The organism is Ancylobacter sp. TW_SC_1 (assembly GCF_056836805.1).
Window position 1 is genome coordinate 2,748,563 of record NZ_CM166365.1, and the last position, 21,968, is coordinate 2,770,530.

Consider the following 21,968-nt stretch of genomic DNA (forward strand, 5'->3'; position numbering starts at 1 on the left):
CCTATGGCGTGTTGACTTGGGCCGTCGGCTCCGCTTTCTCTCGCACCCATTCAATTGAGGTGCCGGAGCCAAAATGCTCGACAACAGGTTCGATCCCGCCGCCGTCGAAGACCGCATCTACCAGAACTGGGTGGAGGCGGGTGCCTTCAAGGCCGGACGGCCCGAGCGGGCAGGGGCCGAGCCCTATTGCATCGTCATTCCGCCGCCGAACGTCACCGGCTCGCTCCATATGGGGCACGCGCTCAACAACACGCTGCAGGATATTCTCTGCCGCTTCGAGCGCATGCGTGGCAAGGACGTGCTCTGGCAGGTCGGCACCGACCATGCCGGCATCGCCACGCAGATGGTGGTCGAGCGCCAGCTCGCCGAGCGCCAACTTCCCGGTCGGCGCGACATGGGGCGCGAGGCCTTCGTCGAGCGCGTCTGGACGTGGAAGGAAGAGTCCGGCGGCACCATCATCAACCAGCTCAAGAAGCTCGGTGCCTCCTGCGACTGGTCGCGCGAGCGCTTCACCATGGATGAGGGGCTGTCGCGCGCCGTCCTCAAGGTGTTCGTGCGGCTCTACAAGGAAGGGCTGATCTACAAGGACAAGCGGCTGGTCAACTGGGACCCGAAGTTCCAGTCCGCCATCTCCGATCTCGAAGTGCTGCAGGTCGAGGTGAAGGGTCATCTCTGGCACTTCCGCTATCCGCTCGCCGACGGCATCACCTATCAGCACCCCATCGCCTTCGACGAGGACGGCCAGCCGTTCGAGTTCGAGACCCGCGACTACATCGTCGTTGCCACCACGCGCCCTGAGACCATGCTGGGCGACACGGCGGTCGCAGTGAATCCGGAGGATCCCCGCTATCAGGGGCTGGTCGCCGCCGGCGCAAAGGTCCGCCTGCCGCTGGTCGGGCGCCTGCTCCCGATCGTGCCGGACGACTATTCCGACCAGACCAAGGGCACCGGCGCGGTGAAGATCACCCCGGCGCACGACTTCAACGATTTCGAGGTCGGCCGCCGGCACGACCTGCCGATGATCAACGTGCTCGATGCCGAGGCGCGGCTGACGCTGGCCGGCAATGAGGATTTCCTCGCCGGCGCGCAGCCGGGCGCCGATCTCGACGCCGCGCTGGCGCTCGACGGGCTGTCGCGCGAGGCCGCGCGCAAGGCGGTCGTCGCGCTGCTGGAGGAACGCGGCCTGGTCGAGAAGATCGAGCCGCACACCCATGTGGTGCCGCATGGCGACCGCTCCAACGTCGTCATCGAGCCGTGGCTCACCGACCAGTGGTATGTCGACGCCCACACCCTCGCCCAGCCGGCGCTCGCCGCCGTGCGCGAGGGGCGCACGAACTTCGTGCCGAAGAACTGGGAGAAGACCTATTTCGAGTGGCTGGAGAACATCCAGCCCTGGTGCGTCTCGCGCCAGCTCTGGTGGGGCCACCAGATCCCGGCCTGGTACGGGCCGGACGGCACGATCTTCGTCGAGGAGACCGAGGAGGCGGCTGTTGCCGCCGCGCTCGCCCATTGCGTGCAGGCCGGCATCATCACCGACGCCGAGGCGCAGGAGCTCGCTCTCGACCCGGAAAAGCGCGCGGCGCTGATCACCCGCGACGAGGACGTGCTCGACACCTGGTTCTCCTCGGCGCTGTGGCCGTTCTCCACGCTCGGCTGGCCGGACGAGACGGCGGAGCTGAAGCGCTTCTACCCGACCTCGGTGCTGATCACCGGCTTCGACATCATCTTCTTCTGGGTCGCCCGGATGATGATGATGGGCCTGCACTTCATGCCCGACGTGCCGTTCGGCGACGTCTACATCCACGCCCTCGTCCGCGACGAGAAGGGCGCCAAGATGTCGAAGTCCAAGGGCAACGTCATCGACCCGCTCGACCTCGTCGACAAGTACGGCGCCGACGCGCTGCGCTTCACGCTGGCGGCGATGGCGGCGCAGGGGCGGGACATCAAGCTCGCCACCTCGCGCGTCGAGGGCTACCGCAACTTCGCGACCAAGCTCTGGAACGCCGCCCGCTTCGCCGAGATGAACGGTTGCGGCCGGGATCCGTCCTTCGATCCGCGCAACGCGGAATCGCGGCTCAACCGCTGGATCCTCAGCGAGACGCAGCGCGCCGGCGTGGAGATCACCGAGGCGCTGGAAGCCTACAAGTTCAACGAGGCGGCGGGCGCGGCCTATCGCTTCGTGTGGAACATCTTCTGCGACTGGTATCTGGAACTCGCCAAGCCGGTGTTCATGAGTCCCGGCGGCGGCTGGAAGGCCGAGACGCGGGCGACCACGGCCTTCGTGCTCGACGAGATTCTCAAGATGCTCCATCCCTTCATGCCCTTCCTCACGGAGGAGCTGTGGGCGCGAACCGCCGAGGCCGGCGCGCCGCGCGAGAGCCTGCTGGCGCTCGCGTCCTGGTCGAAGCTCGAGGGACTGGAGGCGCCGGACGCGGAAGGCGAGATCGGCTGGCTGGTCGACCTCGTGACGGAGATCCGCTCCATCCGCGCCGAGATGAACGTTCCAGCCGGCGCGCAGCTCCCGCTCGTGCTGGTGGGCGCGCGCGAAGAGGTGCACGACCGCGTGGTTGTGTGGCACGACGCGCTGACGCGGCTGGCGCGCCTCTCCGGCATCACGTTCGGGTTCGAGGCGCCCGCCGGCTCGGTGCAGATCGTCGTGCGCGGCGAGACCGCCGCCCTGCCGCTGGCGGGGATCATCGACATGGAGGCCGAGGCCGCGCGTCTGACCAAGGAACTGGCCAAGGCCGCCGACGACATCGCCAAGGTCGACGCCAAGCTCGGCAATGCCGACTTCATCCGGCGCGCGCCGGAGGAGGTGATCGACGAGCAGCGCGAGCGCCGCGACGGCGCCGAGGCCCGCGCCGCCAAGATCCGCGAGGCGCTCGTGCGCCTCGGCCGGATGGGCTGACCGGCAGCAAGCGACCGGCCGGGGGACCGCGATGGCCTTTATCCAGTCCTTCGAGGCGAGCGACTTCGCCTCGACCGTGATCAGCCTCCTCGTCGCCTTCGCGATGGGGACGCTGATCGGCGCGGAGCGGCAGTACCGTCAGCGCACCGCCGGTTTGCGCACCAATGTGCTGGTGGCGATCGGCGCCTGCCAGTTCGTCGACATGGCGATGCATCTGGCCGGACCCGACGGTGCGGTGCGGGTGGTGGCCTATGTGGTCTCCGGCATCGGCTTCCTTGGTGCCGGCGTGATCATGAAGGAGGGCACCAATATTCGCGGCCTCAACACGGCCGCGACGCTGTGGTGCTCGGCGGCGGTGGGGGCCTGCGCGGGTGCCGACCTCATCGCCCAATCGGTGCTGCTGACGCTGTTCGTGCTGGCCGGCAACACCATGCTGCGCCCGTTGGTGACGGCGCTGGAGCGCCTACCGCGCGACGACGAATCCACGGAGGCGACCTATGGGGTCAGCCTGATCACCAGCGCACAGGCGGCGGTCGAGCTGCGCGGCAAGGTCGCCGAGCTGCTCGAAGCCGCCAAGTTTCCGATCGAGGAGGTCGAGCTGCAGGACCGGCCGGACGGGACGGCGGAGTTGCGCGCCACGCTGGTGAACACGTCGGTGCGGGTCGCCGAACTCAACGCCGCCATCGCCCGGCTGCGCCATCTGCCGGGCGTGGCCTCGGCCAACTGGACGCGCTCGGCGGTCGACTGACCGGACATCCCGGCTTGCCGTCGCCGTCCTAGGCGGTGGGCGGCGACGAGGCGGAGGAAGGAACTGCCGCCCGCGCCTGCGTCAGCAGCGCGTCCAGACGGTCAAGTTCTGCCCGCAGGCGCTCGATGACGTCGGCGGCCTCCGACAACTCGTCTTCCACCTTGTCGCGACGAAACTGGTCCAGGTCGGCCGCCATGGCGCGAAGGCGTTCGACGATGTTGCCGCTCGACATTTGGTTCTCCCCGTTTGCCCTGTTCCGAGACCATGTTAGGCCCCGAATCCCTTTTATCGTCCCATTTCCGCGACTTTCCCGGACCCCTGGAACCGACCCGACGACCTAGCGCGGATTTGTGACTGGCCGGCAACAGTGTCACGCTTTCGCAACCATATCCGGAGGCGACGGCGCAGGCGCCGCGAAGCCGCCACAAACCGGCACGAAATCCGACTGATAGACGGAGGATGTTGGTGTCTGGGCGCGGTTGCCCATGGAACCTCCGCGTCGGGATGCGTGAAGTAGAAATGAACGCCAAGACGATCATCGACAAGCGGAACCTGCCGAGCCGCCATGTGACGGAAGGCCCGGCGCGGGCGCCGCATCGCTCCTATCTCTACGCGATGGGGCTGACCCGCGAGCAGATTCACCAGCCGCTGGTCGGGGTCGCCTCCTGCTGGAACGAGGCCGCGCCCTGTAACATTTCGCTGATGCGCCAGGCGCAGGCGGTGAAGAAGGGCGTCGCGGCGGCCAACGGCACGCCGCGCGAATTCTGCACCATCACCGTCACCGACGGCATCGCGATGGGCCATGAGGGCATGAAGGCCTCGCTGGCCTCGCGCGAAGTGATCGCCGACTCGGTCGAGCTGACCATTCGCGGCCATGCCTATGACGCGCTGGTCGGCCTCGCCGGCTGCGACAAGTCGCTTCCCGGCATGATGATGGCGATGCTGCGCCTCAACGTTCCGTCGATCTTCATCTATGGCGGGTCGATCCTGCCGGGCTCCTTCCGCGGCCAGCCGGTCACCGTGCAGGACATGTTCGAGGCGGTCGGCAAGCATTCGGTCGGGCTGATGTCCGACGACGATCTCGACGAGCTGGAGCAGGTCGCCTGTCCCTCCGCCGGGGCCTGCGGCGCGCAGTTCACCGCCAACACCATGGCCACCGTCTCCGAGGCTATCGGCCTCGCGCTGCCCTATTCGGCCGGCGCCCCCGCGCCCTACGAGATCCGCGACCGGTTCTGCATGACGGCCGGCGAGCAGGTCATGGAGCTGATCGCGCGCAATATCCGCCCGCGCGACATCGTGACCCTGAAGGCGCTGGAGAACGCCGCGACCGTGGTCGCCGCCTCGGGCGGCTCGACCAACGCGGCGCTGCATCTTCCGGCCATGGCGCATGAGGCCGGCATCAAGTTCGACCTGTTCGACGTCGCCGCGATCTTCAAGCGCACGCCCTATATCGCCGATCTCAAGCCGGGCGGCCGCTACGTCGCCAAGGACATGTTCGAGGCCGGCGGCATTCCGCTGCTGATGAAGACGCTGCTGGAGCATGGCTATCTGCACGGCGACTGCCTCACCGTGACCGGCCGCACCATCGCCGAGAACCTCGCTTCGGTGAAGTGGAACCCGCATCAGGACGTGGTGCGCCCGGCCAACGACCCGCTCACCGCCACCGGCGGCGTGGTCGGCCTGAAGGGCAACCTCGCCATGGACGGCGCCATCGTGAAGGTGGCCGGCCTGAAGAACCTGAAATTCTCCGGCCCGGCCCGCTGCTTCGACGGCGAGGAGGCCTGCTTCGAGGCGGTGACAAACCGCGCCTACAAGGACGGCGAGGTACTGGTCATCCGCTATGAGGGGCCGAAGGGCGGCCCCGGCATGCGGGAAATGCTGTCCACCACCGCCGCGCTCTACGGACAGGGCGCCGGCGACAAGGTGGCGCTGATCACGGACGGGCGCTTCTCGGGTGCGACGCGCGGCTTCTGCATCGGCCATGTCGGGCCGGAGGCGGCGGTCGGCGGCCCGATCGCGTTGATCCGCGACGGCGACATCATCACTATCGACGCAATCGAGGGCACGCTTGACGTGGCGCTTTCGGACGAGGAACTCGCCGCCCGCAGGGCGGAGTGGAAACCGCGTCCCTCGCCCGTCGGCTCGGGGGCCATCTGGAAGTTCGCGCAGGCCGTGGGTCCCGCCCGTGAGGGCGCGGTCACCCATCCCGGCGGCGCGGCCGAGACTGCGTGCTATGCGGATGTTTGATCGCCTGGCCTTGAGGCCGCTTCTCGCCCTTTTCGCGGTCGCGCTGGCGCCGTCGCTGGCGCTGGCCTTTGACGGCACGCCCGGCGGCGACGTTGCGCCGGGCGTCGCTGGAAAGCCCCGCACGGTCGAGGAGATCGTCCGTTTCGGCGCCCAGGCGCTGCGCTCCGGTGAGACCGAGAAGGGCATCGACTCGCTGCGCTACGCCGCCGATCAGGGCCATGCCGGCGCCCAGTGGAAGCTCGGCCGCATGTATGCGGAAGGCGAGGGCGTCGAGCGCAGCGACATCAAGGCGTTCGACTATTTCAGCCAGATCGCCAACATGCATGCCGACGACAACCCGGCGGCACCGGAAGCGCGCTTCGCCGCCGATGCCTTCGTCGCGCTCGGCGCCTATTATCTGGTCGGCATTCCCAACAGCAAGGTGCGGCGCGATCCGAGCCGGGCGCGCGACATGTTCGCCTATGCCGCCTCCTATTTCGGCGATCCGGGTGCGCAGTATCACCTCGCCCGGCTCTATATCGACGGCGACGGGGTCGACCGCGATCCGCGCTTCGCCGCGCGCTGGCTGGGGCTGGCCGCACAGAAGGGCCAGTATCAGGCGCAGGCCGCGCTGGGCGGGCTGCTGTTCAAGGGCGACGAGGGTGTTCCGCGCCAGGCCGCGCGCGGCCTCATGTGGCTGACGCTCGCCCGCGACGCCGCCGCCGGCCCGCAGGACAAATGGGTGGTCGAGCTCTACGAGGACGCCTTCTCCAATGCGAGCGCCGACGAGCGCGCCATGGCGCTGGTCTATCTCGAACAATATATGCGAACGGTGCGCTGAGGCGCTCGTACTGTTGTCATCCCGGCCGAAGACGAAGCCGTAGAGCCGGGATCGCTCTCCGTTCGCCATCGTTCCGGATCGGCCTCCGGCCGTCCGCGACGATGGCGCCAAGAGGATGACGGCGCCAAGAGACTGGCGCGCTCAGCTCCCGAAAGCCAGCTCCGCCCAGACCGGCACATGGTCGGAAGGCTTCTCCCAGCCGCGCACATCCTTGTCGATGCCGACGGCCTTGAGCCGGTCGGTGGCCTGCGGCGAGAGCAGCAGGTGGTCGATGCGGATGCCGTTGTTCCGCTGCCAGGCGCCGGCCTGATAATCCCAGAACGTATAGAGCCCCGGTGCGTCGGTGGTCGCGCGCAGCGCGTCGGTCATGCCGAGATTCAGGATCTCCCGGAAGGCGGCGCGGGTCTGCGGCAGGAACAGCGCGTCGTTCACCCAGGCTTCCGGGTGCGCCGCGTCCTCGGGCGCCGGGATGACGTTGAAGTCGCCGCAGAGGACGAGCGGTTCCTCATAGGCGAGGCGGCCGGCGATGTGCGCCTTGAGCCGCTTCATCCAGTTCAGCTTGTAGGGGTATTTCTCGCTGTCGACCGGGTTGCCGTTCGGCAGATAGATGCCGCACACCCGCAGTACGCCTTCCGGGGTCGACACCACCACCTCGATGAAGCGCGACTGCACGTCGCCATCGTCGCCCGGCAGGCCGGACGTCACCTCGTCGAAGGGCAGGCGGGAGAGCACCGCGACGCCGTTGAAGCCCTTCTGGCCGTGCACGGCGACATTGTAGCCGAGCGCCTCGAACGCCTCGCGCGGAAACGCCTCGTCGACGCATTTGAGTTCCTGCAGGCAAACGACGTCCGGCTTCGTCTCCTGCAGCCAGGCGACGGCGTGCTCCTGCCGCTGCTTGATCGAGTTGACGTTCCAGGTGGCGATGCGCATCGGGACCTCGTCGGGGCGGTGAATCAGGCCGCCACCTTACAGCACCGGAAGCAGCCGGCGCACGATGAGCGCGGAAGAGAGCGCCACCTCGTCCACGAACTGCCGGAAATCGAAATGGGATTCGCTGCCGGCGAGGTCGGAAAGCGCGCGCACCACCAGCCAGGGCACGCCGAAGGCGGCGCAGGCCTGCGCCATCGCGGCGCCCTCCATCTCCACCGCGGCGCCGCCGAGCTCACGGAACAGCCGCTCGCGCAGCGTTTCCGAGTTCACGAACTGATCGCCGGTGAGGATGCGCCCGAAATGCAGGCGCGGCGGGCGCTCGCCGCCATTGGCCGAGAGCGGCGCGAGCGAAAGCTCTTCAAGAGCCTTCCGAACGCGGGCGATGAGCTCGACGTCGGCGGCATGGCCGAGGTCGCTGTGCGGGCTGAAGAACGGCAGGTGCCCCGCTTGATAGACGACGAAACCTTCCTCGGAAGTGTAGCCGGCGTCGTGCTGCACCACATGCTCGGCAATGACCACATCGCCGATGGACAGCGCCGGGTCGAGCCCGCCGGCAATGCCGGAGAACAGCAGCAGGCGGCAATTGAACCGCTCGATCAGCAGTGTCGCGGCGATAGCAGCGTTCACCTTGCCCATGCCGGCGCGGGCGAGCACCACCGGATGGCCGTCCAGCCGCCCGGCATGAAAGACCATGCCTGCCCGTTCGGTGATCTCGGTTCCGGTGAGGTTGTCGGCGAGAAAGGCGAATTCCTGCGGAATTGCGCAGAGGACGCCGACCGGGCCCATCACAGGGCGAAGCTGGTGCCGCAGCCGCAGGACGCCGTGGCATGCGGATTCTGGATGCGGAACGACGAGCCGACGAGATCGTCGACGAAGTCGATGTTCGAGCCGGACATGTATTCCAGCGAGACGGGGTCGATCACCACGGTCGCCTCGCCCTCGGCGATGACGATGTCGTCAGTGTCGCGCTCGCGGGTGATGTCGAACTTGTACTGGAAGCCGGAGCATCCGCCGCCTTCCACACTGACGCGCAGCATGCTCTGCGGCGGCTCGACGCGCAGGATTTCCGCGATGCGCCGGGCGGCGCTGGCGGTGACGCCGACCAAATGGGGCGGCGGGGGCGAGCCGGCTTCCGGGGAAGCGGACTTCATTGAAGGGCTTGCGCTCATGTCGCGTTCTTCGGGTTGAATATGACCTGACCGAATAGTTAAGTGCTGCCGGTCCCGATTCAAAGGGGCTTTACGGGTTTGGCAGGGAGATCGTGCATGGCGGTGGCCGGGGCGGAGCCGCGCGCGCCATGGGCGTCGAGGGCCGAGGAGAGCCGCGGGCGGCTGTATTCCGAGCCCGGCAGCGACGCGCGCAGCGCCTTCCGGCGCGACGCCGACCGCATCATCCATTCCTCCGCCTTCCGGCGCCTGGCCTACAAGACGCAGGTTTTCTCCTATCACGAGGGCGACCATTACCGAACGCGCCTGACCCATACGCTGGAGGTCGTGCAGGTCGCCCGCTCCATCGCCCGCGCGCTCGGCCTCGACGAGGATTTGAGCGAGGCGCTGGCGCTGGCGCACGACCTCGGCCATCCGCCCTTCGCCCATGCCGGCGAGCGTGTGCTCGACGCCTGCATGGCCGCCTATGGCGGCTTCGATCACAACGCTCAGTCGCTGCGCGTCGTCACCCGGCTGGAGAATCGCTACCCGGACTTCGACGGGCTGAACCTCAGCTGGGAGGTTCACGAGGGCATCGTGAAGCATAACGGGCCGCAGCGGGCGCCACTGCCGCACGCCATCGAGGTGCATGCCGAGCGGCAGGATCTGTGGCTGTGGAGCTGGCCTTCGGCGGAAGCGCAGGTCGCCGCCATCGCCGACGACATCGCCTATGACGTGCACGACCTCGACGACGGGCTGCGCGCCGGGCTGTTCGAGATCGACGAGCTGACGGATCTGCCGCTGGTCGGGGCGATCATCGCCGAGATTCGTGCGCTCTGGCCTTCGCTCGACCGGCCGCGCTTCATCCATGAGCTGGGCCGGCGCATGATCACGGTGCTGATCGGCGATGTCGTGGCGGAGACCCGCCGGCGGATCGCCGATGCGGGCCCCCTCGACGCCGATGCCATCCGCCGGCTCGGCGGCCCGGTAGTGGGCTTCTCGGCGGCGACGGCGCAGGCGGAGAGGGCGATCAAGTCCTTCCTTTTCCCGCGCATGTACCGCCATCCGCGCGTCATGCAGGAGATGGAAGCGGCGGGCGAGGTCGTGCGCGCGCTGTTCGGGCGCTACATGGCCGATACCGGCGCCCTGCCGGAGGAGTGGCGCGCCAGCGTCGAGGGGCGCGGCGAGATCGCCCGGGCCCGACGCATCGCCGACTTCCTGGCCGGCCAGACCGACCGCTATGCGCTGGCCGAGCATGCGCGCCTCTTTGACAGGGCCGCGGAACTGCGGTAGCGGCAGCGGCCCCTGTTGGGCCTGCCGTGCCGGGAGCATTGCCGCCATGAACCTGTTCGCGATCTTCGCCGATCACGTCCGCGACGCCGTCGGTCAGCTTGTCGCCGAGGGAGTGGTGCCCTCCGGCATCGACACTGCGCGCGTGGTGGTCGAGCCGCCGCGCGACGCGAGCCACGGCGATCTCGCCACCAATGCCGCGATGGTGCTCGCCAAGGATGCCGGCCTGAAGCCGCGCGACCTGGCGGAGAAGCTGGTCGCGAAGCTGGCGGCGCTGCCGGGCGTGGCCAAGGTGGACGTGGCCGGTCCCGGCTTCATCAATATCACGCTCGACGGCTCGTACTGGCCACGTGTCATCGCCGCCGCGCTGACGGCGGGGCGGGATTTCGGGCGCTCGGAGGCGGGCGCCGGACAGCCGATGAACGTCGAGTACGTCTCGGCCAATCCGACCGGGCCGATGCATGTCGGCCATTGCCGCGGCGCGGTGTTCGGCGACGCGCTGGCCAATCTGCTGGCCTTCGCCGGCTGGAAGGTAACGCGCGAGTACTACATCAACGACGCCGGTGCGCAGGTCGACGTGCTCGCCCGCTCCGCCTATCTGCGCTACCGCGAGGTGCTGGGCGAGACGATCACGATCCCCGAGGGCCTCTATCCCGGCGACTACCTGGTCCCGGTCGGCAAGGCGCTGGTGACCAAGTACGGCAACACGCTGCTCGACAAGCCCGAGGCCGACTGGCTGCCGCTGGTACGCGAGGCGTCCATCGACGCGATGATGGCGATGATCCGCGATGACCTCGCCGCGCTGAGCATCCATCACGACGTATTCTTCTCCGAGCGCACGCTGCATGCGCGGGTGGACGGCGCGCCGAGCATCATCGACCGCGTGCTGGACAGTCTGCGCGCCCGCGACCTCGTCTATGAAGGGCGCCTGCAGCCGCCCAAGGGGCAGCCGGTGGAGGACTGGGAGGATCGCGAGCAGACGCTGTTCCGTGCCACCCAGTTCGGCGACGACGTCGACCGTCCGCTGATGAAGTCGGACGGCAGCTACACCTATTTCGCCGCCGACATCGCCTATCACAAGGACAAGTTCGACCGCGGCTTCGCGCGCATGATCGACGTGTGGGGCGCCGACCATGGCGGCTACGTCAAGCGCATGCAGGCGGCGGTCAAGGCGGCGAGCAACGGCGAGGCCAGCCTCGACGTCGAGCTGTGCCAGCTCGTGCGGCTGCTGCGCCATGGCGAGCCGGTGAAGATGTCCAAGCGTTCGGGGGACTTCGTCACCCTGCGCGATGTCGTCGACGAGGTCGGCCGCGACGCGGTGCGCTTCATGATGATCAACCGCAAGAACGACGCGGTGCTGGATTTCGACTTGGCCAAGGTGATCGAGCAGACTCGCGACAACCCGGTGTTCTATGTCCAGTACGCTCATGCGCGGGCGTGCTCGATCCTGCGCAACGCGAAGGAAGCCTTCCCCGACCTGCCGCAGCTCCCGGCCGCCTTCGCCGAGGCCGAACTCTCTCGTCTCGATGACGAAGGGGAAATCACTCTCGCCAAACTGATCGCCAGTTATCCGCGAATCGTCGAACAGGCAGCGCTCGCGCGCGAGCCCCACCGTCTGGCATTCTACCTCTACGATCTCGCCAGCGCCCTGCATGGACAGTGGAATCGCGGGAAGGACCTGCCTCATTTACGCTTCATTATCGAAGATGATCGAAAGTCCACCTATGCGCGGCTGGCTCTTGTGCACACGGTCGCGTTGATCATCACGTCAGGACTTTCGATTCTTGGAGTCGATGCTCCTGAAGAAATGCGGTGAGCGCGTCGCGCGTCGGATCGTTCGGGCTGCCGCTGCCGTAATGCCGCCCGACGGGCGGTGGTGTATAAGTCGCAGCGAACAGGTTCTGTAGAATGGGCAACGATACAATGCGCAATCGGCCGGAAGTCCCTGCCGAGGATCCGCTTGCCGAACTTGCCCGCCTGATGGGTCAGGAAGACGAGTTCGCCGACCTTCTGCGCCAGTCGCAGCCGGCGCCGCGCCCGGCTGCAGTGTCGCCGCCTCCGCGTGCGCCGCAGCCTGCGCGTCCCGTGACGCCGCGCGAACCGGCCGAGGCCGGGCGGCCGGCTCCCGGTTCCTTCGCCGCGCTGGCAGCGGAAGTCTATGGCGAAGGCGTGCAGCGCCCGCCCGCTCCCCATTCGCGCCCCACGCTCGAAGATGCCGCGCGGGAAGCCAATCGCGGCATAGTCCGCACCGAGCGATCGCCCGAATCCCGGACGGCGGAAGCGCCCGAATCGCGTTCCCCCGAACCACGCGCGCCCTATGTCCCGCCACGCCCGCAGCCCACCGAAGGGCCGCGCCGCCCGGCGGCGCCAGCGCCGCGTCCCATGCCCAACGAGCGTGGCGGCAGCGCCAGCGCGGAAGCCGTTTCCCGCGCGCTGGGCCAGTCGTTCGATCCCGAGGAAGCGGTAGCCCGTCCGGTCGCCCCGCGTCCCGAGGCGCCGCGTCCGGCTGCACCGCGTCCGGCCCAGCCTCGCCCCGCCGCTCCGCATGCCGAGGCTGCGCGCCCGGCCGCTCCCGCTGCCGCCGACGAGGCGTCCCCGGATGAAGCCCGCTTGCCGTCCTGGATGGCCCGCGCCAGCGCCTCGGCGCGTGCCGCCGCTGCGGGCGCTCCCGTCCCGTCCGCGCCGACGCCGGCCGGTCCGGCGCCGGCTGCCGCCCGGGCGCCGATGCCGAAGCCCGGCCAGCCGTTCGATCTGGACGACGACGCGTATGATTATGGCCGCTCCTCGGCCGAGTACGAGCCCGGTCCGGATGCCTATGAATCCTATGAAATCGAAGAGGATCAGCCGGAACGTCGTGGCCGGCGCCGTCTGCTTCTGATCGGTGGGGCGCTGGTCGTCGTCATCGCGGTCGTGGCCGGGAGCTACGCCTTCCTCGTCTCACCGAAGGGGTCGTCCGGCACCGCCGGCCAGCCGCCGGTGATCCGCGCCGAGCAGGGACCCAACAAGGTCGTGCCGAACCAGCCGGCCAAGGAGCAGGCGTCCGGCGACGGCCAGAAGCTCATCTATGACCGGGTCGGCGGCAGTGCGACGACGGGCAACGAGCAGGTGGTTTCCAGCGAGGAACAGCCGGTCGACGTCTCGCAGGCGGCGCAGCCGCAGCCCCGCGTGATCCAGACCGCACCGTCCTCGACGACCCCGACCAACGCGGCGCCGGCCTCTGCCGAGCCGAAGCGCGTGCGCACGCTCACCGTGCGGGCGGACGGCACCATCGTCGAGGACGACGCCACGCCCATGCCGGCCGCGACCGGTTCGGTTCAGTCCTCCGCGCAGCCGACCGTTTCGACGCCCATTCCGCTGAATGCGGGAACGGGCGAGCCGGTATCGACGAATCCGACGCCGCTCGCAGCGACGCCGTCGATCGTCAACAACGTGCCGAACCCGACCGCGCCGGCGCGCGTCGCGACGACAACGCCGCCACCCGCTCCCGCCGCAACGCCGGCGCCGGCAGCGCCTGCCACCCGCACGACGGCCGCACCGGCGGCGAGTGCGACGCCGGTGCCTTCGGGGGCCTATGTCGTCCAGATCGCCTCGGTCCGCTCGGAAGCGGAGGCACAGTCGACCTGGCGCGCGATGCAGTCGAAATATGCCGGCCTGCTGAGCGGCCAGCCCTTCAGCGTCAAGCGTGCCGATCTCGGCGACCGGGGCGTCTATTATCGCGCCCAGGTCGGTTCCTTCGGCTCGCGGGAAGATGCGGTCGGCCTGTGCGAGGCGCTGCGCTCGCAGGGTGGCGATTGCATGGTTCAGCGCAACTAGTCCGCACGACATGACCCGCATTGCGGCGCCGCGCGCCTTCATCACCGGCTGCGCCGGCACCTCGCTGACGCCCGAGGAGACCGCCTTCTTTCGCGAGGCGGCTCCTTGGGGGCTGATCCTCTTCCGGCGCAATATCGACACGCCAACGCAGGTGGCGGCGCTGGTTGCCGCCTTCCGTGCCGCGGTCGGCCGGGAGGACGCGCCGGTGCTGATCGACCAGGAGGGCGGGCGCGTGCAGCGCCTTGGGCCGCCGCACTGGCCAGCCTATCCGCCGGCGGAAGTCTTCGCCCGGCGCGCCGAGGCGGGCGATCCCGACGGTGCGGCCGGTGCGGTCCGGCTCGGCGCCCGGCTGATGGCGGCCGATCTCGCCGCGCTCGGCATCAATGTCGATTGCGTGCCCTGCGCCGATCTGCGCCTGCCCGAGGGGCACGGCATCATCGGCGACCGCGCCTACGGCTCCACGCCGGCGCAGGTCGCGCGGCTCGCCCGCGCGGCGGCGGAAGGGCTGATGAGCGGCGGCGTGCTGCCCGTGCTCAAGCACATTCCCGGTCATGGACGCGCCCGCGCCGACAGCCATGAGAGCTTGCCGGTGGTCGAGACGCCGCTGGCGGAACTGGAGGCAACCGATTTCGAGCCGTTCCGCCTCCTCGCCGACCTGCCGCTCGGCATGACGGCGCATGTCGTCTACACGGCGGTCGACCCCGAGCGGCCGGCGACGACGTCGAAGCGGGTCATTGACACGATCATTCGCGGTCATATCGGTTTTGACGGCGCGCTGATGAGCGACGATCTCTCCATGGGCGCGCTTGCCGGCGCGCTTGCGGAGCGGGCACAGGCGGCCTTCGCGGCTGGCTGCGACCTCGCACTGCACTGCAATGGACGCCTCGACGAGATGACCGAGGTCGCCGCCCATTCGCCGGTGCTGCAGGGCGAGGCGGCACGGCGCTGCGCGGCGGCGCTGCAGTGTCTCGCACCGGCGGAAGAAATCGCGCAGAACGAGGCGCGGGCGCGTTTTTCGGCTATGATCGAGGCGTCCTGAACGCCAGCCGCGGTCCGCCATGGTTCAAAGCCAGTTCACCTTCGAAGCCGACGTGCGCCAGGCGGGCGATCCCGCGCTGATGATCGATGTCGATGGCTTCGAGGGGCCGCTCGACCTGTTGCTGGCGCTGGCACGCACGCAGAAGGTGGATCTGTCGCGGATCTCCATCCTTGAACTGGCCGAGCAATATCTGCGCTTCGTGGAAGAGGCGCGGCGCATCCGGCTGGAGCTGGCTGCCGACTATCTCGTGATGGCGGCGTGGCTCGCCTATCTCAAGTCGCGGCTGCTGCTGCCCGATCCACCCAAGGAGGAGGGGCCGAGCGCCTCGGATCTCGCGGCTGACCTTGCCGAGCGTCTGCGCCGGCTGGAGCGCATCCGCGCCGCCGCCGCGCATCTGGCGACGCGCGACCGCATCGGTCACGAGGTCTTTCCGCGCGGCGCACCCGAACCGCTGGAGCGGACGGGGCCCATCGTCTACGAGGCGACGCTCTACGACCTGCTCGCCGCCTATGGTGCCCAGCGGCAGAAGATGATGCTGTCGCATGTACGTTTCGCACCGCGCAACGTGATTTCGCTCGCCGACGCGCGCGAACGGCTGGAGCGGCTGATCGGACGGCTGGCGCTGCAGGGCGAATGGGCGCGGCTCGACGGCTTTCTGCTCAACTGGATGGCCGATCCGAAGATGCGGGCCACTGCGCTCGCTTCCGGCTTCTCGGCGACGCTGGAAATGGTGCGCGAGGGCGTGATCGACGTGCAGCAGGAGGACACCTTCGCGCCGATCTGGATTCGCAGCCGCGATATCGGATCCGGGGAGGGGACATGAACGCGGAAGCCGCCCGCTCGACCCGCCCGGAGGAGCCGGAAGACGTCGCGCAGGATGGGCAGGGCACGGCCCGGCGGCCGGCGCGCAACCCGGCGCTGCGCCTCGTGGAGGCGATGTTGTTCGCCGCCGGCGAGCCGCTCGACGAGGCGACGATCGCGGTGCGGCTGCCGGAGGGATCGGACGCGCGCGCGCTGCTCGCGGAGCTGTCGGCCGACTACGCCGAGCGCGGCGTCAATCTCGTGCGGGTGGCCGGCAAGTGGATGCTGCGCACCGCTCCGGATCTCGGCTTCCTCCTCGCCCGCGACAAGCCGGAACCGCGTCGCCTGTCGCGCGCGGCGCTGGAGACGCTCGCCATCATTGCCTACCACCAGCCCGTTACCCGCGCCGAGATCGAGGAGATCCGCGGCGTCTCGACCAACAAGGGGACGCTCGACGTGCTGCTCGCCGCCGGCTGGGTGAGGCTGCGCGGGCGGCGGCGCAGTCCGGGGCGGCCGGTGACGTACGGGACGACGGAGACCTTCCTCGTCCATTACGGCCTCGACACCATCCGCGACCTGCCGGGCCTCGAGGAACTGCGCGGCACCGGACTCATTGACGCCCGGGTATCGGCCGGCCTAACCGTTCCCCTGCCGAGCGACGACCCGCAACTGAAGGACGACGAGGACCCGCTGGAGCCGGAGTTCGACCTGTCCTTCGCGCCGGAGCCGGAGCACGACGGCGACGACGACGCCTGACGTCAGTCTGCCGCCCCAGCGACAGGAGAGGTTCCGCATGCAGTCCATGCTCGCCCGCACGCCGGTCTCGCTCGCCAGCCGGCTGACGCTTGAGGACGTGCACCATGGCTATGGTGAGGTCGAGGCGGTGCGGGGCGTCACCCTGACCGTCGAGCCGGGCGAGATCATCTGTCTGCTGGGCCAGTCGGGCTGCGGAAAGACCACGCTGCTGCGGCTCATCGCCGGCATCGAGCGGCCGTCCAGCGGGCGCATCCTGCTCGATCGCCAGGTCGTGGCGGGACCGGGCATCTTCGTGCCGCCGGAAAAGCGCAATATCGGCCTGGTCTTCCAAGACTACGCGCTGTTTCCGCACCTCACCAATGTCGAGAACGTCGCCTTCGGCCTGCGCGCGCTCAATCCCGCCATGGCGCATGACGAGGCGATCCGGGCGCTCCAGAGGGTGCGGCTCGAAGGGCACGCGGGGAACTATCCACATGCTTTATCGGGCGGCGAGCAGCAGCGCGTCGCGCTGGCCCGCGCGCTCGTGCCGCGCCCCGGCATTCTCCTTATGGACGAACCGTTCTCCGGCCTCGACAGTCGGCTGCGGGGCAGTGTGCGTACCGAGACGCTGAAGGTGCTGCGCGACGCGCGCGCTACCTGCATCATCGTCACCCATGATCCGGAAGAAGCGATGCGGCTGGGCGATCGCATCGCGCTCATGCGCAAGGGGCGACTGATCCAGGTGGGTACGCCGGAGGACCTCTATCGCCGTCCGGCTGATCTCGACGTCGCGCGTTTCTTCTGCGAAATCAACGAGGTGGAAGGTGCCGTCCGGGGTGGGCGGATCGACACGCCGCTGGGGCGCTTCCCGGCTCCCGACATCGCCGATGGCACGGCGATCGCGGCCATCCGCCCGCAGGGGATCGAGCTCATGGCGCCGGGATCCGGCGTGCCGGGACGAATCGTCAATCACCGCTTTCTCGGCGAGCTGGACCTCTACGAGGTGGCGGTGGCGGGGCTGGATCATCCATTGGTCGCACGCCGCCGCACCAGGGCCGGCCTATTGCGTGGGCATGACGTCGGAGTGAACATCGAGCCGGCGGAGGTTCTTGTCTTCGCCACGGCCCGGCCCTAGTGTCCGGGTTCAATTGCGATGCGCGGCCGCGAGGGGCTGGCGGCGTTTCGGACAGGGAGTCTGAGTTATGGGTTCGTTGAGCATCTGGCATTGGATCATAGTGCTGGTGGTCGTGCTCCTCCTCTTCGGTCGCGGCAAGCTGTCCGAGCTGATGGGCGATGCCGCCAAGGGCATCAAGGCCTTCAAGAAGGGCATGGCGGACGACGATGAGACGTCGGCCAAGCCTGCCGAGCCGGCGCGTTCGATCGATCACCAGTCGAAGGTGGAAGCCGAGCAGACCAAGGTCAGCTGATTCCGGCCTCACGGCTTTTCGATCGGGGAGGGTCGTGCCAAAGCGACCCCGCTTAAGTCATGCTTGATATCGGCTGGACGGAGCTTCTCGTCATCGGCGTCGTCGCCCTTGTGGTGATCGGACCGAACGAGTTGCCGCGCGTGTTGCGTACGGTTGGGCAGAGCGTGCGCAAGCTGCGGCGCATGGCCGGGGAGTTTCAGGGCCAGTTCAACGAAGCGCTGCGGGAGGCGGAGCTGTCCGACCTCAAGGACAGCGTGAGCGGCCTCAAGAGCGACCTCTCGGGGCTCGCGAGCGATGCGCGCAATTCGATTTCGACTGCGCTGCCGACCAACCCGCTGCAGGACATCGAGAGCGACCTGAAGGCACCGACGGGCAGCGTCGAGCAGGGAGCGCTGCCGGCTGCCGCGACGGTGGAGGACCAGTTACCGCCGCCGGGCGATCTCGAGTCGCATCCGTTCGAGGCGATCGAGAACGAGGTGCGCAGCGCCACCGCGCAGCTCGATGCGGGCACGCCGGAAGCGAAGATCGACGCCAAGCCCACCGTCGCCGCTGCCGTCGCGTCGCCCGCCACGGCCGAGGCCAAGCCCAAGCGCGCACGCACCGCCGCCAGGCCGGCGGCCGAAGCGGCCTCGGGGACGGCATCCGAGCTGAAGCGGCCGGCCATCAAGCGGGCGCCGCGCAAGCCCGCCGGTACGGAGCCGGAAGTCGCCGAGGCGGTCGCCGCGCTCGACGCGCCCGCTCCTCCGGCACCCACTGCTCCCACAGCCGCAAGGCCGGCGGCGAAGCCGCGCGTCAAGGCGAAGCCGACCTCCGGCAATGAAGGGCCGGCCGCATGAGCCAGGATGAAATCGACGCTTCCAAGGCTCCGCTGATCGAGCACCTGGTCGAGCTGCGTTCGCGGCTGATCAAGTCGCTGATCGCGTTCTTCATCGCCTTCTTCGCCTGCTTCATGCTGGGCAAGTTCATCTACAACCTCCTGCTCTGGCCCTATGAGTTCGCGGCCGGCGGCACGGAGCACGTCAAGCTCATCTACACGGCGCCGCAGGAATTCCTGTTCACCCAGATCAAGCTCGGCATGTTCGGGGCGGCGTTCATCTCCTTCCCCATCGTGGCGACGCAGATCTACATGTTCGTGGCGCCGGGCCTCTATTCGCACGAGCGCAACGCCTTCCGGCCCTATCTCATCGCCACGCCGGTGTGCTTCCTCATCGGGGCGAGCTTCGTTTATTTCGTCGCCATGCCGCTGGCGATGACCTATTTCCTGTCGATGCAGCAGATGGCCGGGCCGGATTCGCCGGAGATCTCGATGCTGCCGCAGGTCAGCGAATATCTGTCGCTGATCATGACGCTGATCTTCGCCTTCGGCATCTGCTTCCAGCTTCCGGTGATCCTCACTTTGCTGGCGCAGATCGGCGTCGTCACCTCCGGCCAGCTCAAGAAGGCCCGCCGCTACGCCGTTGTCGGCGTGTTCATCGCGGCGGCGGTGCTGACCCCGCCGGACGTGGTCAGCCAGTTCGCTCTGGCCATCCCGACCTTGCTTCTCTACGAGGTCTCGGTCTACCTCGTGCGCGTCGTCGAGAAGAAGAAGCGCTCGACGGAAGAGGCGGCGGAGAATTCCGCCGCCTGACGGCGGATGGTTCTGAAGGACGGACTTCCATGCACGACATCAAATGGATCCGCGAGGAGCCGCGCGGACTCGTGGACGCGCTGGTGCGGCGCGGGACGGACGCGAACGAAGCACAGGCGCTGGTCGATGGGCTGATCGCGCTCGACGAGACGCGCCGCTCCGGCATCGGCAAGCTGGAGGAACTGCAGGCCCGCCGCAACGCCGCCTCGAAGGAGATCGGCGCCGCCAAGAAGGCCGGCCAGAACGACCTTGCCGAGGCGCTGATGGCCGAGGTCGGGGCGCTGAAGACCGACATTCCGGCGCTGGAAGAACAGGTGAAGGCCGCCGAGACCGAGCTTCACAACAGGCTCGCCGCCATTCCGAACGTGCCGCTCGCCGAGGTGCCGATGGGCGCCGATGAGCACGACAATGTCGAGATCGCGCTGGTCGGCCAGAAGATCGGCTTCCCCTTCGTGCCGAAGCAGCATTTCGAGCTCGGCGAAGCGCTCGGCCAGATGGATTTCGAGGCGGCGGCCAAGCTCTCCGGCGCCCGCTTCGTGGTGCTGAAGAACAGGCTGGCGCGTCTGGAGCGCGCCATCGGCCAGTTCTTCATCGACACCCACACCGAAGAACACGGCTACATGGAAGTTGCGCCGCCCATTCTGGTGAAGGATGAGGCAATGTTTGGCACGGCTCAATTGCCGAAGTTTCGTGATGACCAGTTTCTAGCCCAAGCTCTCCCCACCGATGAAGAGCGAGAGAGGGCGCTGGATCAGCTTTTCGCCGAATACGAAGAAGGGCGCGACAAGGGCGGAAATGCTGCGGGCTATTTCCAGGATACGGAGTGGGACGGGCATCTGGTTCCATTTATGACGCCGGCCGGTGTGGCTCGACATGAAGACATTTTGGCGAAAACTCGCCTCTGGCTCATTCCCACCGCCGAAGTGCCGCTGACCAACCTCGTCGCCCAGTCCATTCTCTCGGAGGAAGAGCTGCCGCTGCGCTTCACCGCGCTCACCCCGTGCTTCCGCGCCGAGGCCGGGTCAGCGGGGCGCGATACGCGCGGCATGATCCGCCAGCACCAGTTCAACAAGGTGGAGATGGTCTCCATCACCACGCCCGAACAGTCGGCCGACGAGCATGAGCGCATGCTCGCCTGCGCGCAGGCGGTGCTGAAGAAGCTCGGCCTGCATTTCCGCGTGGTCACGCTGTGCACCGGCGACATGGGCTTCGCCTCGGCCAAGACCTATGACATCGAGGTCTGGCTGCCGGGGCAGAACGCCTTCCGCGAGATTTCCTCCTGCTCGACCTGCACCGATTTCCAGGCGCGGCGGATGAATGCGCGCTACCGCCCGGCGGGTGCCAAGGCGCCGCGCTACCTGCACACGCTCAACGGCTCGGGCGTCGCGGTCGGGCGGGCGATGGTGGCGATCCTCGAGAATTACCAGAACGAGGACGGCTCGGTGAGCGTGCCGGACGTGCTGGTGCCCTATATGGGCGGGCTGACGCGGATCGAGAAGAACTGAGGCCGGTCGCCCGGTGGCGGCGTCCCGGACGCGCCGCCGGCGCGATCCGGGATCGCGTGAGGTCGGGGAACGGTCCCGGCCCTGCGGCTTCGCCTCCGGCCGGGATGACGTTGTGTGTGAAACCTGAGGGGCATGATGCGCATTCTGGTCACCAATGACGACGGCATCCACGCGCCCGGGCTCGAGGCCTGCGCGCGGATCGCGCGGGCGCTGTCGGACGATGTGTGGGTGGTGGCGCCCGAGACCGACCAATCGGGCGTGTCGCATTCGCTCTCGCTGTCCGATCCGCTGCGCCTGCGCCAGGTGGAGGAGCGCCGCTTCGCGGTGAAGGGCACGCCGACCGACTGCGTGATCATGGCGGTGCGGCACATCCTTGCCGACCACAAGCCCGACCTCGTGCTCTCCGGCGTCAATCGCGGCCAGAACGTCGCCGAGGATGTCGGCTATTCCGGCACCGTCGCCGGCGCCATGGAAGGCACGGTGCTCGGCATCCCCTCCGTCGCGCTGTCGCAGGCCTATGGCTTCGAGACCAAGAAGGCGCCGCCCTACACGGTCGCCGAGCATTTCGGACCGCAGGTGATCCGCACCCTGCTGGCGGAGGGCATTCCGCCCGGCATCGTCGTCAACGTCAATTTCCCCAACCGTCCGGTGGAGGAGGTGAGGGGCGTCGCGGTGACGGCGCAGGGACGGCGCAACCAAGACCTGCTGCGCATCGACCAGCGGGCCGATGGTCGGGGCAATCCCTATTACTGGATCGCCTTCGAGAAGCGTATTTTCGAGACGGTGAACGGGTCGGACCTGCACGCGCTCGATCAGGGCTGCATCTCGGTCACGCCGCTGCGGCTCGATATGACCGACGAGCCGGTGATGACGCGGCTCGCGCAGGTGTTCGCGCGTTGACGCCTGTTCGCGCGCCGGGGCCGTGAGCGCGCC

General features: G+C 68.4%; 20 protein-coding genes. 16 read left to right on the top strand and 4 right to left on the bottom strand.

Annotation, left to right across the window (positions count from 1 at the left end):
- Positions 1-73 precede the first annotated feature (73 nt).
- Together AC1PZ7_RS12690 and AC1PZ7_RS12695 are read left to right on the top strand one after the other, a co-directional pair.
- On the top strand, positions 74-2,908 hold the full coding sequence (locus AC1PZ7_RS12690; protein ID WP_482355584.1) for a valine--tRNA ligase: 2,835 nt from the start codon (positions 74-76) through the stop codon (positions 2,906-2,908).
- 31 nt (positions 2,909-2,939) lie between these two features.
- Positions 2,940-3,656 (top strand): MgtC/SapB family protein, encoded by a 717-nt coding sequence (locus AC1PZ7_RS12695; protein WP_482355585.1) that lies wholly within the window; start codon positions 2,940-2,942, stop codon positions 3,654-3,656.
- A gap of 28 nt (positions 3,657-3,684) precedes the next feature.
- Here the strand turns inward: AC1PZ7_RS12695 and AC1PZ7_RS12700 are convergent, their stop codons facing one another.
- Positions 3,685-3,888: a hypothetical protein gene (locus AC1PZ7_RS12700; protein WP_482355586.1), complete on the bottom strand. Its 204-nt coding sequence runs from the start codon at positions 3,886-3,888 to the stop codon at positions 3,685-3,687.
- 287 nt (positions 3,889-4,175) lie between these two features.
- On the opposite strand from AC1PZ7_RS12700, the gene ilvD reads away from it, so the two are divergent.
- Together ilvD and AC1PZ7_RS12710 are read left to right on the top strand one after the other, a co-directional pair.
- Positions 4,176-5,903, top strand: a complete 1,728-nt coding sequence (gene ilvD, locus AC1PZ7_RS12705) for a dihydroxy-acid dehydratase (RefSeq protein WP_482355587.1) — start codon at positions 4,176-4,178, stop codon at positions 5,901-5,903.
- Complete coding sequence (locus tag AC1PZ7_RS12710; RefSeq protein WP_482355588.1) at positions 5,890-6,723, top strand: tetratricopeptide repeat protein; 834 nt, start codon at positions 5,890-5,892, stop codon at positions 6,721-6,723. The genes ilvD and AC1PZ7_RS12710 overlap by 14 nt, the downstream gene beginning before the upstream one ends.
- Positions 6,724-6,864: 141 nt before the next feature.
- On the opposite strand, the gene xth is transcribed toward AC1PZ7_RS12710, so the two are convergent.
- Genes xth through AC1PZ7_RS12725 form a run of 3 tightly spaced genes read right to left on the bottom strand, consistent with a single transcriptional unit; the run spans position 6,865 to position 8,804 of the window.
- Complete coding sequence (gene xth, locus AC1PZ7_RS12715; protein WP_482355589.1) at positions 6,865-7,653, bottom strand: exodeoxyribonuclease III; 789 nt, start codon at positions 7,651-7,653, stop codon at positions 6,865-6,867.
- 36 nt (positions 7,654-7,689) lie between these two features.
- Positions 7,690-8,439: a 5'-methylthioadenosine/adenosylhomocysteine nucleosidase gene (locus tag AC1PZ7_RS12720; protein WP_482359636.1), complete on the bottom strand. Its 750-nt coding sequence runs from the start codon at positions 8,437-8,439 to the stop codon at positions 7,690-7,692.
- The gene (locus tag AC1PZ7_RS12725) at positions 8,439-8,804 is read right to left on the bottom strand and encodes a HesB/IscA family protein (RefSeq protein ID WP_482355590.1); all 366 of its coding nucleotides are present in this window, start codon (positions 8,802-8,804) and stop codon (positions 8,439-8,441) included. Before AC1PZ7_RS12725 ends, AC1PZ7_RS12720 begins: the two co-directional genes overlap by 1 nt.
- Before the next feature lie 114 nt (positions 8,805-8,918).
- Here AC1PZ7_RS12725 and AC1PZ7_RS12730 point away from each other — a divergent pair, with 114 nt between their 5' ends.
- From AC1PZ7_RS12730 to surE, 12 genes are all read left to right on the top strand, one after another.
- Positions 8,919-10,091 (top strand): deoxyguanosinetriphosphate triphosphohydrolase, encoded by a 1,173-nt coding sequence (locus tag AC1PZ7_RS12730; RefSeq protein ID WP_482355591.1) that lies wholly within the window; start codon positions 8,919-8,921, stop codon positions 10,089-10,091.
- Positions 10,092-10,137: 46 nt separating this feature from the next.
- Positions 10,138-11,904 carry an arginine--tRNA ligase gene (gene argS, locus AC1PZ7_RS12735; RefSeq protein WP_482355592.1) on the top strand — a complete coding sequence of 589 codons (1,767 nt, stop codon included), beginning with the start codon at positions 10,138-10,140 and terminating at the stop codon, positions 11,902-11,904.
- Positions 11,905-11,996: 92 nt separating this feature from the next.
- Positions 11,997-13,901, top strand: coding sequence for an SPOR domain-containing protein (locus AC1PZ7_RS12740; protein WP_482355593.1), 1,905 nt, complete (start codon positions 11,997-11,999; stop codon positions 13,899-13,901).
- Positions 13,902-13,911: 10 nt separating this feature from the next.
- Positions 13,912-14,940: a beta-N-acetylhexosaminidase gene (gene nagZ / locus AC1PZ7_RS12745; protein ID WP_482355594.1), complete on the top strand. Its 1,029-nt coding sequence runs from the start codon at positions 13,912-13,914 to the stop codon at positions 14,938-14,940.
- Between the two features lie 19 nt (positions 14,941-14,959).
- Positions 14,960-15,763 (top strand): segregation and condensation protein A, encoded by an 804-nt coding sequence (locus tag AC1PZ7_RS12750; RefSeq protein WP_482355595.1) that lies wholly within the window; start codon positions 14,960-14,962, stop codon positions 15,761-15,763.
- Entirely contained in the window at positions 15,760-16,497 is a 738-nt protein-coding gene (gene scpB, locus AC1PZ7_RS12755) for an SMC-Scp complex subunit ScpB (RefSeq protein WP_482355596.1), read from the top strand. Before AC1PZ7_RS12750 ends, scpB begins: the two co-directional genes overlap by 4 nt.
- A gap of 37 nt (positions 16,498-16,534) precedes the next feature.
- Positions 16,535-17,611, top strand: coding sequence for an ABC transporter ATP-binding protein (locus AC1PZ7_RS12760; RefSeq protein ID WP_482355597.1), 1,077 nt, complete (start codon positions 16,535-16,537; stop codon positions 17,609-17,611).
- 67 nt (positions 17,612-17,678) lie between these two features.
- Positions 17,679-17,903: a twin-arginine translocase TatA/TatE family subunit gene (locus AC1PZ7_RS12765; protein WP_482355598.1), complete on the top strand. Its 225-nt coding sequence runs from the start codon at positions 17,679-17,681 to the stop codon at positions 17,901-17,903.
- Between the two features lie 59 nt (positions 17,904-17,962).
- A complete protein-coding gene (gene tatB / locus AC1PZ7_RS12770; RefSeq protein WP_482355599.1) occupies positions 17,963-18,739 on the top strand; it encodes a Sec-independent protein translocase protein TatB in 777 nt (258 codons plus the stop codon).
- A complete protein-coding gene (gene tatC / locus AC1PZ7_RS12775; RefSeq protein WP_482355600.1) occupies positions 18,736-19,530 on the top strand; it encodes a twin-arginine translocase subunit TatC in 795 nt (264 codons plus the stop codon). Before tatB ends, tatC begins: the two co-directional genes overlap by 4 nt.
- Before the next feature lie 29 nt (positions 19,531-19,559).
- Positions 19,560-21,035: a serine--tRNA ligase gene (gene serS, locus AC1PZ7_RS12780; protein WP_482355601.1), complete on the top strand. Its 1,476-nt coding sequence runs from the start codon at positions 19,560-19,562 to the stop codon at positions 21,033-21,035.
- Between the two features lie 135 nt (positions 21,036-21,170).
- Entirely contained in the window at positions 21,171-21,935 is a 765-nt protein-coding gene (surE, locus tag AC1PZ7_RS12785) for a 5'/3'-nucleotidase SurE (protein WP_482359637.1), read from the top strand.
- The last annotated feature ends 33 nt before the right edge of the window (positions 21,936-21,968 follow it).